Source organism: Tsukamurella sp. M9C (genome assembly GCF_020169415.1).
GTDB lineage: Bacteria > Actinomycetota > Actinomycetes > Mycobacteriales > Mycobacteriaceae > Tsukamurella.
Genome location: NZ_JAIULG010000030.1, coordinates 1 through 15,904 on the forward strand (window position 1 = coordinate 1; position 15,904 = coordinate 15,904).

At 72.7% G+C, this 15,904-nt stretch carries 13 protein-coding genes and 1 pseudogene; 13 read left to right on the forward strand and 1 reads right to left on the reverse strand.

Features of this window, described 5'->3' with window-relative positions; translation table 11 throughout:
* From LB823_RS14835 to LB823_RS14870, 8 genes and pseudogenes are all read left to right on the forward strand, one after another.
* A pseudogene (locus tag LB823_RS14835) lies at window positions 1-650 on the forward strand (hypothetical protein); the annotation flags it as partial.
* 58 nt (window positions 651-708) lie between these two features.
* The gene (gene glf / locus LB823_RS14840) at window positions 709-1,911 is read left to right on the forward strand and encodes a UDP-galactopyranose mutase (RefSeq protein WP_224648005.1); all 1,203 of its coding nucleotides are present in this window, start codon (window positions 709-711) and stop codon (window positions 1,909-1,911) included.
* Window positions 1,912-3,837 (forward strand): glycosyltransferase, encoded by a 1,926-nt coding sequence (locus LB823_RS14845; RefSeq protein WP_224648006.1) that lies wholly within the window; start codon window positions 1,912-1,914, stop codon window positions 3,835-3,837.
* Between the two features lie 35 nt (window positions 3,838-3,872).
* Entirely contained in the window at window positions 3,873-4,412 is a 540-nt protein-coding gene (locus LB823_RS14850) for a phosphatase PAP2 family protein (RefSeq protein ID WP_224648048.1), read from the forward strand.
* A complete protein-coding gene (locus tag LB823_RS14855; protein ID WP_224648007.1) occupies window positions 4,412-5,332 on the forward strand; it encodes a decaprenyl-phosphate phosphoribosyltransferase in 921 nt (306 codons plus the stop codon). Before LB823_RS14850 ends, LB823_RS14855 begins: the two co-directional genes overlap by 1 nt.
* Window positions 5,310-7,316 carry a flagellar motor control protein ZomB gene (gene zomB, locus LB823_RS14860; protein WP_224648008.1) on the forward strand — a complete coding sequence of 669 codons (2,007 nt, stop codon included), beginning with the start codon at window positions 5,310-5,312 and terminating at the stop codon, window positions 7,314-7,316. Before LB823_RS14855 ends, zomB begins: the two co-directional genes overlap by 23 nt.
* Window positions 7,316-8,725 (forward strand): FAD-binding oxidoreductase, encoded by a 1,410-nt coding sequence (locus LB823_RS14865; RefSeq protein WP_224648009.1) that lies wholly within the window; start codon window positions 7,316-7,318, stop codon window positions 8,723-8,725. Before zomB ends, LB823_RS14865 begins: the two co-directional genes overlap by 1 nt.
* Before the next feature lie 99 nt (window positions 8,726-8,824).
* Window positions 8,825-9,790 (forward strand): sensor domain-containing diguanylate cyclase, encoded by a 966-nt coding sequence (locus tag LB823_RS14870; protein WP_224648010.1) that lies wholly within the window; start codon window positions 8,825-8,827, stop codon window positions 9,788-9,790.
* 36 nt (window positions 9,791-9,826) lie between these two features.
* Here LB823_RS14870 and LB823_RS14875 read toward each other — a convergent pair whose 3' ends face one another.
* A complete protein-coding gene (locus LB823_RS14875; protein WP_224648011.1) occupies window positions 9,827-10,690 on the reverse strand; it encodes an alpha/beta fold hydrolase in 864 nt (287 codons plus the stop codon).
* A gap of 183 nt (window positions 10,691-10,873) precedes the next feature.
* Between LB823_RS14875 and LB823_RS14880 the strand changes: the two genes are divergently transcribed.
* From LB823_RS14880 to LB823_RS14900, 5 genes are all read left to right on the forward strand, one after another.
* A complete protein-coding gene (locus LB823_RS14880; protein ID WP_224648012.1) occupies window positions 10,874-12,043 on the forward strand; it encodes an MFS transporter in 1,170 nt (389 codons plus the stop codon).
* 70 nt (window positions 12,044-12,113) lie between these two features.
* Window positions 12,114-13,349, forward strand: a complete 1,236-nt coding sequence (gene hemA, locus LB823_RS14885; protein ID WP_224648013.1) for a 5-aminolevulinate synthase — start codon at window positions 12,114-12,116, stop codon at window positions 13,347-13,349.
* The gene (locus tag LB823_RS14890; protein ID WP_224648014.1) at window positions 13,346-13,834 is read left to right on the forward strand and encodes a GNAT family N-acetyltransferase; all 489 of its coding nucleotides are present in this window, start codon (window positions 13,346-13,348) and stop codon (window positions 13,832-13,834) included. Before hemA ends, LB823_RS14890 begins: the two co-directional genes overlap by 4 nt.
* Window positions 13,831-14,880 (forward strand): hypothetical protein, encoded by a 1,050-nt coding sequence (locus LB823_RS14895; RefSeq protein ID WP_224648015.1) that lies wholly within the window; start codon window positions 13,831-13,833, stop codon window positions 14,878-14,880. Before LB823_RS14890 ends, LB823_RS14895 begins: the two co-directional genes overlap by 4 nt.
* Entirely contained in the window at window positions 14,881-15,891 is a 1,011-nt protein-coding gene (locus LB823_RS14900) for an alcohol dehydrogenase catalytic domain-containing protein (protein ID WP_224648016.1), read from the forward strand.
* Window positions 15,892-15,904: the final 13 nt, after the last annotated feature.

The window sequence follows — 15,904 nt, forward strand, 5'->3', positions numbered from 1 at the left end:
CCCCCGCGGTCCCGACGGTCGCCGCTGCGCCCACCGCGCCGGCCGCGCCGGCGATCCCGGGCATCCCCGCGCCGCCCGCCGCCTCCGCAGTGGCGCCCGTGGTGCAGGCCGTGACCGGCAAGGCCGCGGTCGAGGCCGCGTACGCCGCCGCGGGCGGCGAGAAGGGCACGCTCGGCCGCGTCGTCGCGAACCCGATCGCCTTCCCCGACGGCTCGATGCTGCAGTCGTACCAGAACGGCACCATCTACTACTCGAAGGCGAACGGCGCCCAGGTGGTCCCGTCGGGCGTCTCCGCGCCCGCGACCCTCCTCAACTGGGCCACGGCCTTCGCCGCGGGCGGCGCGCCGAGCCTGCCGCCGCTCCCGCTGCTCAACCTGATCCCGGGCTGGGGCGACGTGGTCGGCATCAACCCGACCCCGGGCGACACCCCGACGGGCGTCCCCGCGGTCCCCGTCACCCCGGGCGACACGGCCGCCGCCGCGACCCCGGGCGCGACCACGCCGTCGGCGCCCGCCGCCCCGGCGGCACCGGCCGTCCCGTCCGCTCCCGCGGCCGCCGCGACCACCGCACCCGCCGCTCCGGCGGCACCCGCGGCGCCGGCGGGATCGACCCCGCTGGCCGTCCCGACGGTGCCGGGCGCGGTGGCTTAGTCACAGGCCCGGGCCGGGTGGCGTCATCCACGCCGCCCGGCCGGTACCCTGAACGTCCGTGGCAACCTCTTCCCCCCAGTCCTATGACCTGATCGTGGTCGGCTCCGGCTTCTTCGGCCTGACCGTCGCCGAGCGCACGGCCGCTGAGCTGGGAAAGCGGGTGCTGATCATCGAGCGCCGCCCGCACCTGGGCGGCAACGCCTACTCGGAGGCCGAGCCGGAGACCGGCATCGAGATCCACAAGTACGGTGCGCACCTCTTCCACACCTCCAACGAGCGGGTGTGGGAGTACGTCAACAAGTTCACCGACTTCACCGGCTACCAGCACCGCGTCTTCGCGATGCACAAGGGCCAGGCCTACCAGTTCCCGATGGGCCTCGGCCTCGTCAGCCAGTTCTTCGGCCGCTACTTCACGCCCGACGAGGCGAAGGCGCTGATCCAGGAGCAGGCCGCCGAGTTCGACTCCAAGGACGCCGCGAACTTCGAGGAGAAGGCGATCTCCCTGGTCGGCCGCCCCCTCTACGAGGCGTTCATCAAGCACTACACGGCCAAGCAGTGGGAGACCGACCCGAAGAACCTGCCCGCCGGCAACATCACCCGCCTGCCGGTGCGCTACAACTTCGACAACCGGTACTTCAGCGACACCCACGAGGGCCTGCCCGTCGACGGGTACACCGCCTGGCTCGAGAACATGGCCGCCTCGGACCTCATCGACGTGCGGCTCGACACCGACTGGTTCGACGTGCGCGACGCCGTCGTCGCCGCCTCCCCGGACGCGCCGATCGTCTACACCGGCCCGCTGGACCGCTACTTCGACTACTCCGCCGGCCGCCTCGGCTGGCGCACCCTGGACTTCGAGACCGAGGTCCTCCCGGTCGGCGACTTCCAGGGCACCCCGGTGATGAACTACAACGACGCCGACGTGCAGTACACGCGCATCCACGAGTTCCGCCACTTCCACCCCGAGCGCACGACGTACCCGTCCGACAAGACGGTCATCATGCGCGAGTTCGGCCGCTTCGCCAACGACGACGACGAGCCCTACTACCCGATCAACACCCCGTCGGACCGCGAGATGCTCGCGGCCTACCGGGCGCTCGCCAAGACCGAGGCCGCGGAGCGGAAGGTCCTGTTCGGCGGCCGGCTCGGCACCTACCAGTACCTCGACATGCACATGGCGATCGCCAGCGCGTTGTCGATGTTCGACAACACCCTGCGCCCGCATCTCGAAACCGGTGCCGCGCTCACCGAGGAGGCCTGAGTGACCAGCGCCAAGACCCTTCTGCAGCGCGTCATCCTGCCGCGCCCGGGTGAGCCGCTCGACGTGCGCTCGCTGTACCTCGAGGAGGCCGAGACCAACTCGCGCCGCTCGCACGCCCCCACCCGCACGTCGCTCAACGTCGCGGGCGAGTCCGAGGTCAGCTTCGCCACCTACTTCAACGCCTTCCCGGCGTCGTACTGGCGCCGCTGGACCGTCCTGAAGGACGTGGTGCTGCGGATCGAGCTCAAGGGCACGGCCCGCGTCGACCTCTACCGCTCCAAGGTCGACGGTGCGCGCATCGCCCTGGGCGGCGACCTGGTCCAGACCGACGCCACCGGCTACGGCGTCGCCGAGTTCGCCACCGACCTCGGCCCGTTCGAGGACGGCGGCTGGATCTGGTTCGACGTGACCGCGGACAGCGACACCGAGATCATCTCCGCCGGCTGGTACGCGACGATCGGCGAGGAGGGCCTGCCGGACAAGCGCGTCACCGTCGGCATCCCCACCTTCAACCGGCCCGACGACGCCGTCGCCGCGATCGCCGCGCTGACCAGCGATCCGCTGGTCGACGGCGTGATCGACGCCGTGCTCATGCCCGACCAGGGCAACAAGAAGGTCATCGACCACCCGGACTACGCGGCCGCGATCGCCCCGCTGGGCGAGCGCTACCGCCGCTTCGAGCAGGGCAACCTCGGCGGCTCCGGCGGCTACGGCCGGATCATGTACGAGGCGCTGCGCCTCACCGACAGCCCGTACGTGCTGTACATGGACGACGACATCGCGATCGAGCCCGACTCGATCCTGCGCGCGCTGCAGTTCGCCCGGTTCGCGAAGACCCCGATGCTGGTCGGCGGGCAGATGCTCAACCTGCAGGACCGCAGCCACCTGCACTGCATGGGCGAGGTCATCGACCGCAACGCCTTCATGTGGACCGCGGCGCCGTTCGTCGAGTACGACCACGACTTCGCCGAGTACCCGCTCTCCGACAAGGAGAACAGCAAGAACCTGCACCGGCGCATCGACGTCGACGGCAACGGCTGGTGGATGTGCCTCATCCCTCGCGTCGCCGCCGAGGAGATCGGGCTGCCGCTGCCGCTGTTCATCAAGTGGGACGACTGGGACTACGGCCTGCGCGCCGCCCGCGCCGGCTACCCGACGGCGACGGTGCCCGGCATCGCGATCTGGCACATGGCCTGGTCCGACAAGGACGACGCCATCGACTGGCAGGCCTACTTCCACCTGCGCAACCGGCTCGTCGTCGCGTCGATCCACCACGAGGGCGATCACCGCGGCATCATCAAGAGCTCGATCAAGGCGCTCATGAAGCACCTGCTGTGCCTCGAGTACTCGACGGTCGCGATCCAGATCGAGGCCATGCGCGACTTCCTCCGCGGCCCCGAGGCGCTCTACGAGCTGCTGCCCACCGCGCTGCCGAAGATCGCCGCGATGCGCAAGGAGTACCCGGACGCCGTCGTGCTGCCCAGCGCCACCGAGCTGCCGCGCACCAGCGGGCAGGCCACGGCGTTCGGCACGCGGATCCCGCTGAACCCCGTCACCAAGGTGTCGACGCTGGTCAAGGCCGTGCGCAACAACCTGCGCCCCGCCGATCCGCACAACCACGAGGTGCCGCAGGCCAACTACCCGCCGCTCGAGGCGCGCTGGTTCAGCCTGGGCCGGGTCGACGGGGTCACCGTCACCACGGCCGACGGCCGCGGCGTGGTCTACCGCCAGCGCGACCGGGACAAGATGTTCGCGCTCATGCGCGAGAGCCTGGCCGTGCACCGCGAGGTGGACCGCCGGTTCGCCGAGATGCAGCAGCGCTACCGCGCCGCGTACGCCGACCTGACCAGCCGCGAGGCGTGGTCCGAGATCTTCGAGCCCGCGGCGCGGGAAGCGGAGCGGAACGAGATCGAGGAGAGCAAGTGAGCAACGCCCCGGAGCAGGCCCTGAGCCCCGAGGAGATGATCCTCGTCGGCGTGCAGGCGCAGCTGGCCGGCCGCCCCGGCGTGCTGCCCGCGGCCCGCGGCCTCAGCCACTTCGGCGAGCACTCCCTCGGCTGGCTCGGCCTCGCCGCGCTCGGCGCGGTGCTGCAGCCGAAGCGCCGCAAGGAGTACGTCACCGCGGGCGTCGGCGCGTTCGTCGCGCACGCCGCGTCCGTCGTGATCAAGCGGATCGTGCGCCGCAAGCGCCCCGACCACCCGTACATCACGGTCGGCGTCGGCACCCCGAGCAAGCTCAGCTTCCCGTCGTCGCACGCCACCAGCTCGACGGCCGGCGCGATCCTGCTGGGCCGCGCGTCCGGCATCCCGGGCGGCGCCGTGCTGGCGCCCGCCGCGGTGGTGCCGCCGATGCTCACCTCCCGCATGGTGCTGGGCGTGCACTACCCGACGGACGTCGCCGCCGGCGCCGCGATCGGAGCGGCGACCGCGTTGGCCGCGATCGAGGGTGAGAGACTGTGGACGCGCCGCGCGGCGTGCCGGAACAACGGGAAGCAGGGTTGATGAGCGAGGAGCCGATCGAGCACGGCGAGCCGAAGGCACCGTCGAACCTCGCCGCCGGACTGATCAAGGCGATCCGGCCCCGGCAGTGGGTCAAGAACGTCCTCGTCGTGGTGGCCCCGCTGGCCGCCGGGCGCGACCAGCTGGAGTTCGTCAACTTCGGGAACGTCGGCATCGCGTTCGTCGCGTTCTGCCTGGCCGCGTCGTCGATCTACCTGATCAACGACGCCCTCGACGTCGAGGCCGACCGCCAGCACCCCACCAAGCGCTACCGCCCGATCGCCGCCGGCGTGGTGCCGGTGAACCTGGCCTACGTGCTGTCGTTCCTGTTCGGGGCCGCGGCTATCGCGGTCTCGCTGCTCGCGAACAAGGAACTGGCGATCGTGATCGCCGCCTACATCGTGATCCAGCTGGGCTACTGCTTCGGCCTCAAGCACCAGGCCGTGATCGACATCTGCATCGTGAGCTCGGGTTTCCTGCTGCGCGCCGTCGCCGGTGGCGTGGCCGCGGAGCTGCCCAAGGGCCTGTCGCAGTGGTTCCTGCTGGTGATGGCCTTCGGCTCGCTGTTCATGGCCGCGGGCAAGCGGTACGCGGAGCTGCAGCTCGCCGAGCGCACCGGCGCGAAGATCCGCAAGTCGCTGGAGTACTACACCACCTCGTACCTGCGGTTCGTCTGGACGCTGGCGGCCACGGCCGTCGTGCTCTGCTACGGCATGTGGGCCTTCGACACGACGAAGCACCCGGACAACATCTGGTACGCCCTGTCGATGGTGCCCTTCACCGTCGCGATCCTGCGCTACGCCGTCGACGTCGACGGCGGCGAGGCGGGCGAGCCGGAGGAGATCGCCCTGGGTGATCGCGTGCTGCAGGTGCTCGCGATCGCGTGGATCGGAACAGTCGTTGCCGCGGTCTACTTCGCCTGACGCCGAGGCCGGCGAGTCCGCCGGCACGGCCCCGTCGACCTTCTCCGCACCCCGAGTCAGCTTCTGGCTCGGGGTGGCGGCGTGCGCGGTCCTGTTCGGCTACGGCGCCTGGCAGCGCCGGTGGATCGCCGACGACGGCCTCATCGTGCTGCGCACCGTCCGGAACCTGCTGGCCGGCAACGGCCCCGTCTTCAATGCGGGCGAGCGCGTCGAGGTCAACACCTCCGCCGCCTGGACGTACCTCATCTGGTTCTTCTCCTGGATCAGCGGCGTGCAGACCGAGTACGTGGTGCTCACCGTCGCGCTGGTGCTGTCCGTCGCCGCGATCCCCCTGGCCATGCTCGGCACGGCCCGCCTGTACCGCGGCGGCCCGGGCTGGGCGCGGCTGCGCGGCTCCGGCCTGCTGCTCCTGCCCGCCGGCGGCCTCGTCTACATGGCGCTGCCCCCGGCCCGCGACTTCGCGACGTCGGGCCTCGAGGTCTCGCTGACCATCTTCTGGGTGGCGCTGCTGTGGTACCTCGCGATCTGCTGGTCGCAGGCCGACCGCGCGCCGGTCGAGCGGCGCGAGCAGGTCCGCTACTGGATCCTCACGTGCGCGACGGCCTTCGTCGCCGGCCTGTCCTGGCTGGTGCGGCCCGAGATGGCGGTCGTCGGCGGCCTCGTCCTCATCGTCATGTTCCTCGCCCCCGTCGGGCTGAAGCTGCGGCTCGCGCTGACCGCCGCCGCCGGCCTACTGCCCGTCGGGTACCAGATCTTCCGGATGGGCTACTACGGCCTGCCCGTGCCCAACACGGCCGTCGCGAAGGACGCCAGCGGCTCGAAGTGGGGCCAGGGCTTCGCCTACCTGATGAACCTGGTCGAGCCGTACTCGCTGTGGCTGCCGGTGCTGGCGCTGGCGATCGCGATGCCGATCATCCTGCTGCCCGCGCGCGGCGCCCGCACCCCGCTGACCGGCCGCTTCCGGCTGCCGCGCGGCGGCGTCCGCGGCCTGCGCGATCACCTGCAGCGACCCGCGGTGATCGTCGCCGTGATGTTCCTCGGCGGCCTCATCGAGACGCTGTACTGGCTGCGCCAGGGCGGCGACTTCATGTCGGGCCGCGTGCTGCTCGCGCCGCTGTTCCTGCTGCTCCTGCCGGTCATGGTGATCCCGCTGCGGATACCGTCCCGCCGCCCCGAGGATTCGACGGTCCGCGGCATCGCCCGCCTCGCCACCGGCACCGCCGGCGCCGCGGTCGCGGCAGTGCTGTGGGTGCTGGTCCTCGGCTGGGCCCTGCACGCCACCACCTTCCGCGGCCAGCCCGACGGCACCGCGATCGGCACCAGCGGCATCGTCGACGAGCGGGCCTTCTACTCGCTGCAGACGGGCCACGCGCACCCGCTCACCGCGGACGACTACCTCGACTACCCGCGCATGACGTCGCTGCAGGAGATCCTGCGCGCGACCCCGCGCGGCGGCGTCTACCTGCCGTCGTTCGACTACGACTGGTGGTTCATCGATCCGCTGCCCTACCCGCGACCCGACGACGTGCCGCTGCGGCAGACCGTCTTCTTCACCAACCTGGGCATGACCGGCATGAACCTGCCGCTCGACGTGCGCGTCTGGGACCAGATCGGCCTCGCCTGGCCGATGGCCTCGCACACCGCGCGGCTCGAGGACGGCCGCATCGGGCACGACAAGGAGATGTTCCCGGACTGGGCCGTCGCCGAGGCGAAGGCCTACCCGAAGAAGCCGGCGCTGCCGCCGTTCATCGACCCGGACTGGGTGAACCAGTCGCGCGTCGCGCTGACCTGCCCGCAGATCCAGCAGCTGCAGGACTCGTACTCCGCGCCGCTCACCTTCGATCTGTTCAAGCGCAATTTCAAGCTCTCGCTCGCGAACATGAAGCTGCGCATCGACCGGGTGCCCGAGTACACGCTGCGGATGTGCCGCATGGACGTCCCGCCGCCGCTCACCGACGATCAGAAGTCGATGCCGAAGCCCTGATGGCGATCAGCGGGGCGTTGCGGGCGATCGCGGACTGCTCCGTGCTCACCGGCGCGGACGCCGTCGCCGGGTACGTCGCCGACTGGACCGGCCGGTGGCGCGGCGGGCCCGCGATCGTCGCGCGCCCGCGCACCGTCGAGGCCGTCTCCGCCGTCGTGCGGGAGTGCGCCGCCGCGGGCGTGCCGGTGGTCCCGCAGGGTGGCAACACCGGCCTCGTCGCCGGGGCGGTGCCGCCCGCCGGCGCCGTCGTGCTGTCGCTGCGCGGGCTCGACGCGATCGGCGAGGTGTCCGACGGTGCCGTCGTCGCCGGCGCGGGCGTCACCCTCGCGGCGTTGGAGTCCTTCGCCGCCGCGCGCGGCCTGACCTGCGGCCTTTCGCTCGCGTCGGGAGAGTCGGCGACCGTCGGCGGCGCGGCCGCCACCAACGCCGGGGGAGCGGAGGTGCTCGGCTACGGCACGGCGCGGGCCCGCATCGCCGGGCTGCGGGCCGTCCTGTCCGACGGTGCCGTCCTCGACCGCCGCCGCCCGCTGCCGAAGGACAACACCGGCTACGACCTCGTCGGCCAACTCGTCGGCTCCGAGGGCACCCTCGCCGTCATCACCGACGTCACCTGGCGCCTCGACCCCGCGCCGCGCGCGCGGACCGTGCTCGCGCTCGCCTTCCCGTCGCCGGGCGAGGCCGTCGCGGCGGTGCCCGTGCTGCGGGGCCTGCCCGGGCTCCTCGCGCTGGAGTGGTCCGATGGTGCCGCCGTCGCCCGCGTCGCCGCCCACCTCGACGCGCCCGCGCCGCTCCCGACGGACGGCTGCTGGGTGTTCGCGGAGTTCGACGGTGCGCCCGAGGCGGCGGGAGTCGTCGCCGGGCTCCTCCCGGACGACCGGATCGCCGTCGCCGGGCCGGAGGATCGAACCAGGCTGTGGCGCTACCGTTCCCGCACCACCGAGGCGGTGGGCGCCGCCGGGGTGCCGGTGAAGCTCGACGTGGGCGTGCCGCTCGCCGCCTTCGCCGCCGCGCGGGAGGCCGTGGTCCGCGCCGTCCGCGAGGTCGCCGACAGCGCCGGCGTCGCGGTGGAGCCGGTGCTGTTCGGGCACCTCGCCGAGGGCAACCTGCACGTCAACCTGCTGCCCGGCACGTCGGCGCCGGAGCGCGGATTCTCGGAGGAGTTCGCCGAGCGGCTGGAGGCGGCGGTGCTGGAGCAGGTGCTGGCCTTCGGCGGCACCGTGAGCGCGGAACACGGTGTCGGCCGGGCGAAACGGGCCTGGCTCGAGCGGCAGCGCGGCCCGGAACAGGTGGCCCTGATGCGGCGCGTCAAAGACGCGTGGGACCCCGCCGGGCTGCTGAACCCGGGCGCCGTCCTCGAGCCGGAGGTCCGCCGACGGACGTCGGGCGACCCCGGCGCGGACGCCCGGTGACTGAATCTTCGCCTGGCTCAATGCGGCTCTTCCGCGTGCCGGACCGCGTATCCTGTTTCGAATAGCAAGACGAACCGAGTTTCAGTAGGAGATGCAACCGTGACCGTCCTGTTGCACCCCCGGGAACACGACCGCGTCGCGGCGGTGAAGTCGCTGCGCATCATGGACTCGCCGCCGATCCCCGACCTGGAGCGGATCGCCGAACTGTCCGCGGTGCTGTGCGGTGTGCCGTTCGGGTCCGTGAACATCCTCGACTTCGACCGGCACTACACGGTCGCGTCGTACGGCACCCCGCCGGTGCACGCCTCGCGCGAGGACAGCCTCTGCGCGCTCGCCATCGAGGACGACAAGGTCCTGTACGCGCCGGATGCGCAGGTCGACGAGCGCTTCCAGGCGAAGCGCTTCCTGCATCTGGCCAAGCCCACGATCCACCTGTTCGCGGCGGCCCCTATCTGCACCGCGGACCGGCTGCCGGTGGGGACGGTCCGCATCTACGGCCCCGAGCCGGGGGAACTCGACGATCGCCAGATCCAGGGACTCGCCGACCTGGCGGATCTCGCGATGAGCGTCCTCGAGCTGCGGTCGGCGGCCCGGACCCTGCACAGCACCGCGACCACCGACGCGATCACCCGGCTGCCGAACCGGCACGCCCTCGAGCTGATGCTCGCGGACGAGGACCAGGCCGCGACCGTCACCGTGGTGGCGTACGCCGACCTGGATCGGTTCAAACGGTTCAACGACGGGCTCGGGCACGGCGCGGGCGATGAACTGCTGCGCGGCGTCGCCCGCCGCATCGATTCGGCGATGGGGCCGGACGACGCGGTCTACCGGGTCGGCGGCGACGAGTTCGTGATCGTCTCCCGCGCGGCGGACGCCGATCCGGACGAGTTCGTCGAGCGCTTGCGGGAGTCCGTCGGGCGGGCGCCGATCACGGTCGCCGGCACCGAGGTCGAGGTGAGCACGACGGTCGGCGCCGTCCGCGTGTCCGAGCACTCGGACACCGGCGCCGCCATCGCCGCGGCAGATGCCGCGATGCTCCGGTCGAAGCCCGCCTCGCGCGCCTGACGGGCCGAAGGCCCCCGGAGACGGTACGGCGCGGTCTCAGAGGTCGTGGCGGTCGAGGAAGTCCTCGATCGCGGCGGCGAAGACCTGATTGTCGTCGCCCGCCACCATGTGCCCGGCGCCGCTGACGTCGGCGACCTCGGCGTGCGGGACCCGCTCCAGCATCTTCGCCACGCCCTCGTCGCTCACCACGTCGGACTTGCCGCCGCGCACGATGAGCGTGGGGACGGTGACGTGCACGGCCGCGGCGCCGAGCCGCCCCTTGTCCTGGATGCGGGCCTCGTTGCGGTCCTCGCCGCGGATGAAGGCGGGGTCCCAGTGCCAGTACCACCGGCCGTCCGGGCGCTGCCGCACGTTCTTCTTCAGGCCCTCGAGGTTGCGGCCGCGCTTGCGGGCCGGGTTGTACGCGGCCACGGCGTCGGCGACCTCGTCGAGCGTGGCGAATCCGTCGGTGTGCGCCCCGAGGAAGTCGGTGACCCGGTCGATCCCCTTCTTCTCCGCGTCCACCACGACGTCCACCAGGACCAGCGCGGAGGCGATCCCCGGGTTCTCGCCCACCGCGCACAGGCTGGTGATGCCGCCGAGCGAGGCCCCGATCAGCACGGGCGGCGGACCGTCGAGCGTGCGCAGCACGCCCAGGAGGTCCCCGACGAAGTCGCCCAGCGCGTACGCGCCGTCCGCGGCCCACGCGGTGTCGCCGTGGCCGCGGGCGTCGAGCGTGATGACGGTGTGCCCGCGCTGCGCGAGCGCCGCGGCCGTGCGATCCCACGAGTGCCGGGTCTGGCCGCCGCCGTGCAGCAGCACGAGGGTCGTCCCCGCGTCCCCGGACGCGGCCCAGCGGTCGCCCGCGATCGTCAGCCCGTTCACGTCCAGCGTGAACGGCGTTCCCACGGCGTCCGCCATGCCATCACCTCATCCGTTTCGTCCGTCTTCCGATCATGAAGTCGTATCACGTCGGCTCGTCAAGGTTGCGCGCAGTGATGACTCGAACCGCCGCCACCGGTTGCCGGAGGGTACGGGCTCCTATGTAGTTAGCGCAGGAATGGGAATTCGCCGGATCGGCGACGACGTGGGGAGTGATAGCCCGTGGTACGAGCTTTGTGGCCGTTCATCATCGGCAGCGTTGCGCTGGGACTCGACGCCTACGTGATCGCGGGCCTGCTGCCCACGATCGCGGACGACCTGCACACCACGCAGTCTCTGGTCGGCCTCGGCGTCACCGCCTTCACCGGGGCGTACGCCGTCTCGGGCCCGCTGCTCGCGGGGCACGCCGGGCGCGACTCGGGCCGCAACCTCACCATCGCGCTGGCGGTGTTCGCCGCCGGCAACCTGCTGACCGTCCTCGCGCCCACGATCGCGGTGTTCATCGTCGCGCGGGTCATCGCCGGCGCCGCCGCCGGCGTGTACTCGCCGCTGTCCTCCGCGGTCGCGGCGCACCTCGTCGCGCCCGAGCGGCGGGGCCGGGCCCTGAGCCTGGTGCTGGCCGGGATGGCGACGGGCAGCGTCTTCGGCGTACCGCTGGGCCTGCTCGTGGGGCAGCGCATCGACTGGCGCGCGACGATCGGGATCATCACCGCGCTCGGCGTTCTCGCGCTCCTGGGCGTGCGGTTCCGCGGCGGTGAGCCCCTGCCGCGCATCGAGGCGCCGGGCCTGACCGCGCGCCTGCGCTCCCTGACCGCGACGCCCACGCTGCTCACGGTGCTGGTCACCCTGTTCACGGGGATCGGCTCGCTCGGCCTGTACACCTACATCAGCCCGCTGCTCTCCACCTCGTCGCTGTCGGAGCACCTCACGCTCTCCATCTGGATCTGGGGGATCGGCGGCGCGGTGGGCGTCTTCGCCATCGGGCGGATCGTCGACGCGCTGAAGAACACCCTCGCGATCACGGCCGCGATCACCGCCACGCTCGCGCTCGTCCTCCTCGTGATCGGCCTCGAGCCCGCCGCGGTCGTCCTCGCCGCCGGGCTCTTCCTCTGGGGCGCGCTGGGATGGTCCTCGCTGGCGCCGCAGCAGCACACGCTGCTCGCGGCCGCCCGCGAGAACGGGCCGACGGCCGTCGCCGCGAACGCGTCCGCGAACTACCTCGGATCGGCCATCGGGTCCGCCGCGGGCGCCGCCCTCGTGGCCGGCGGCACCGTCGGCGGCTCCCTCGCGCTCCTCGCGGCCTGTCCGCTCCTCCTCGCCTTCCTCCTCCAACTCGTCCGGCTCCGCATCGCCCGCGGCGCCGGCGTCGATCAGACCGCCACCGTCGCCTGACGGTCGCGATCCGCAGCACCCTCTCGGCCACCCTCCTCGCTCCACCACTTCGACGAAAGTGAGTACCGGCGTGTCTTCTTCCCTCCTCGCGACCCAGAACCACTACGAATCCGTCGCGCGCGGCAGGCTCGACCGGCTGCGCGCCGTCGGCGAGTACCGCACGTTCGCCAACATCAACCGCCGGGCAGGTGCCTTCCCCGCCGCCGCGGTCGGCGCCGACGGGTCGGGCGATCCCGACGTGGTGGTCTGGTGCAGCAACGACTACCTCGCGATGGCGCAGCATCCGGAGGTCATCGCGGCGGCGCAGGCCGCGCTCGCCGAGTACGGCGTGGGCGCCGGCGGATCCCGCAACATCGGCGGCACGAACCGCGAGACCATCGCGCTGGAGGCCGTGTTGGCGGAGTGGTTCGGCACGGAGCGAGCGCTGGTGTTCCCCACCGGCTACGGCTCGAACGACGCCACCATCGAGGCGCTCAGCCTGGTCTACCCGGAGCTGCAGATCTTCAGCGACGAGCTCAACCACGCGTCGATCATCGCGGGCGTCCGGCGGAACCGGAACGCGCGGCACGTCTTCCGCCACAACGACGTCGACCACCTGCGCGAGCAGCTGCGCGCCGCCGACCCGGGGGTGCCGAAGCTGGTCGTCTTCGAGTCCGTGTACTCGATGGACGGCGACGTCGCGCCGATCGCCGAGCTCGTCGCCGCCGCCAAGGAGCACGGCGCCCTGGTGTTCCTGGACGAGGTGCACGCGATCGGGATGTACGGACCGCAGGGCAGGGGCATCGCGGCCTCGCTGGGGCTGCTGGACGAGATCGACATCGTGCAGGGCACTCTCGCCAAGTCGATCGGCGTCATCGGCGGATTCATCGCGGGCCGGGACTGGCTGATCGACGCGATCCGCTCCTTCGCACCGGGCTTCATCTTCACCACGGCGCTCCCGCCGGCGACCTGCGTGGCCGCGCGGCGCAGCGTCGAGATCGTCCGCGGGGCGGAGGACCTGAGGGCAGATCTGCAGGCGAAGACCGAGCTGCTGCGGCAGCGGTTCCGGGCGCACGGCATCACGGTGATGTCCGCCTCCTCCACGCACATCCTCCCCGTGCGGATCGGCGATGCGCTCCTGTGCACCCGCGCCGCGCGGAAGCTGTTCGACGAGTATCGGATCTACGTCCAGCCGATCAACCCGCCCACCGTGCCCGCGGGCACCAGCCGCTTCCGGATCAACGTCACCCCGGCGCACACGTACGACCACATCGAGCACCTCGCGACCGCGCTGGGAACGGTCTTCCGCGACCTGGGGATCGAGTGACCGCCGCGACCCTCCTCGCCGTCCGCGCCCTCGCCGCGGGCGACGTGGACGCCGCGGTCCGGTTGCGGGAGCAGCTGTTCGCCTCGGACCCGGGCGCGCCCTGGGCGACGGGCGCCGACGACTGGCGCCCGCACTACCGGGCGCAGCTCGACGAGGAGCTCCGGGGTGCGAACCCGGACGCCCGCACCCTGGTGGCCGTCGTCGACGGCGCCGTGGTGGGGACGCTGACGGCGATCGTCGACCGGCACCTCGCGGGCCCCGCGGCCCCGACCGGTCGAACGGGCTGGATCCAGGGCGTGTTCGTCGCGCCGCCGGCGCGGGGCCGGGGTCTCGCCGCGCGGCTGACCGCGGCGGGGGAGGAATGGCTGCGGGGACGGGGCGCGCGCACCGTCGTGCTGGCGTCGACCCCGGCCGCGGAGGCGCTGTACCGGGGAAGGGGTTACGCCGAGGACGGCGAGACCCACTTCCGGAAGGACCTGCGATGACCCGGGCGGACCTGTTCGGCACCGGCTACGAGGGCACCCGGTTGCGTGAGGCGCTGCACGCGGCCACGCGGCTCGCCGGCGCGCCCGAGATCGAGATCCGCGAGCACGGCCGCGGCGACACCGCCCGGCTCGCCGCGCTCGCCCCCACCGACCTGGCCGACGCGCTGCGCGACGCGGACTTCCTCATCAACGCCGTCAACGACGACCAGCACGACGCGATCCTCGATCTGCTCAGCGCCGCGCCGGGATTCGTCGTCAGCGAGAAGCCGCTCGTCGCCCCGCACCAGGACGTCGGGGCCGGCTGGGCGGCCGCGTGGGCGGAGCGGGACCGGTTCGCACTCAACACGATCGAGCGCTACTCCGCGGCGGTCGATCATGTGCGGAACCGCGTCGCCGCGGCGGGTTTGCGGATCGCCCGGATCGACTTCGCCTGGGCCAAGAACAGATTCGACGACCCGCGTCCCACCGTCGGCGTCGTCTCCGAGGTGATCCACCCGCTCGACCTCGCGATCCACCTCCTCGGCGGCAGCGCCCGCGACGTCCGCCTCCGGTCCGTGGCCGTCGTGGAGTCCGACTACGCCGCGGCGGCCACCGTGCTGCCCGAGACGGTGCAGCTGGCCTTCGAGCTGGGCGGCGCCGTGGTCACCGGGTACGCCGGGTTCGGCCACCCGAGCCGCTCCCGGGTCTTCGACATCACGGCGGTCGGGCGCGGCGGGGAGCGGGAGTACTTCGAGATCCGGTTCGACGACCCGGCGTGGGACTTCGACCGCGTCCGGCACTGGTCCACCGCCGGCACCGTCCCCCCGGTCGCCCTGGACTTCACGCCGCCGGCCGACGGGAGCCCCGCGGGCACGGCGAAGCTCGTCCGGTTCTGGCTCGACCTGCTCGATGGCAGGTTCGGCCGCCGGTACACCCGCTACCCCGAGGCCGTCGCGCTGCAGGGGCTCCTCGTCGAGATCTCGGCCGCGCCGCGGTCCGCGGCCGAGTACGGCGGCGGCCCGGCGCGATCCGTGCTCGACCGGCTCGATCCCGAGAGGCTGGGGTAGGTGGACTTCGCCGGCCGCTGCATCGGCGTCCGCGACTTCGGCGGCGCCGAGGTCCTCACCGCGTTCGACGACGTCAAGACCCTCGACGGCCCCGACCGCGTCGTCCTGCGCAACCGGTACTGCGGCGTCAACCCCGTCGACGTCAGCTTCCGGACCGGGCGCATGCGCGCGTACGCGGGCGATCTGGGGCCGGGGCTGGTCCTCGGCATGGAGTGCGCGGGCGAGGTGGTCGCCTCGCGGAGCCCGCGGCTGCCCGTCGGGGCCGTGGTCAACGCCCTCACCCTCCCCGGCGCCGGCGCGCACGCGGGCAGCTACGCCGAGTACGTCGCGGTCGACGCGGACCACGCGGCGCCGCTGCCCTTCGGCCTCGCCGCCGACGCCGCCGCGGTGATCCCCCTCAACGGGGTCACCGCCTCGTCCATCGTGGACGAGCTCAGCCCCGGAACCGCCGTTGCCATCACCGGCGCCGCGGGCGCGCTCGGCCGGTTCCTCGTCTCCGCCGCGAGCGCGGCCGGGCTCACCACGATCGCGATCGCCCGCCCCGCCGACGAGCCCCTGCTGCGGCGGATCGGGGCCGACCTGGTGCTCGACGGCGCGGCCCTCGAGTCCGACGGTGCGCCTCCGGTGGACGCGATCGTCGACGCCGCGGGCCTCGGCCCGGCGCTGACCGCGTGGTTCTCCCCGGTCGACACGATCGTCGCGGTGCGCGCCGACACCGTCCACACGCTCGCGCACCGTCGGCGCGTCGACGCCAACGTCCGGCGGGCGACCCGCGTCGCGGACCGCCTCGCGTGGTGGAACCGGCGGGTGCTGCGGCGGCCCGAGATCGTGGGCCCCATCGAACGGTTCGTCCCGAACGAGGTGGCGGCGGCGCAGGAGCGGCTCGCGACCCGGCACCGGCGCGGCAGGGTCGTGCTGCGCTGGTGGGAGTGCGGACCGGTCGGAGCGCCGGTTCCCGCGCCGTCGCGCTCGTCACAGCTCGCCCTGGCGCGGCACCGGGACGGCGAATGACACGCGTGTAACA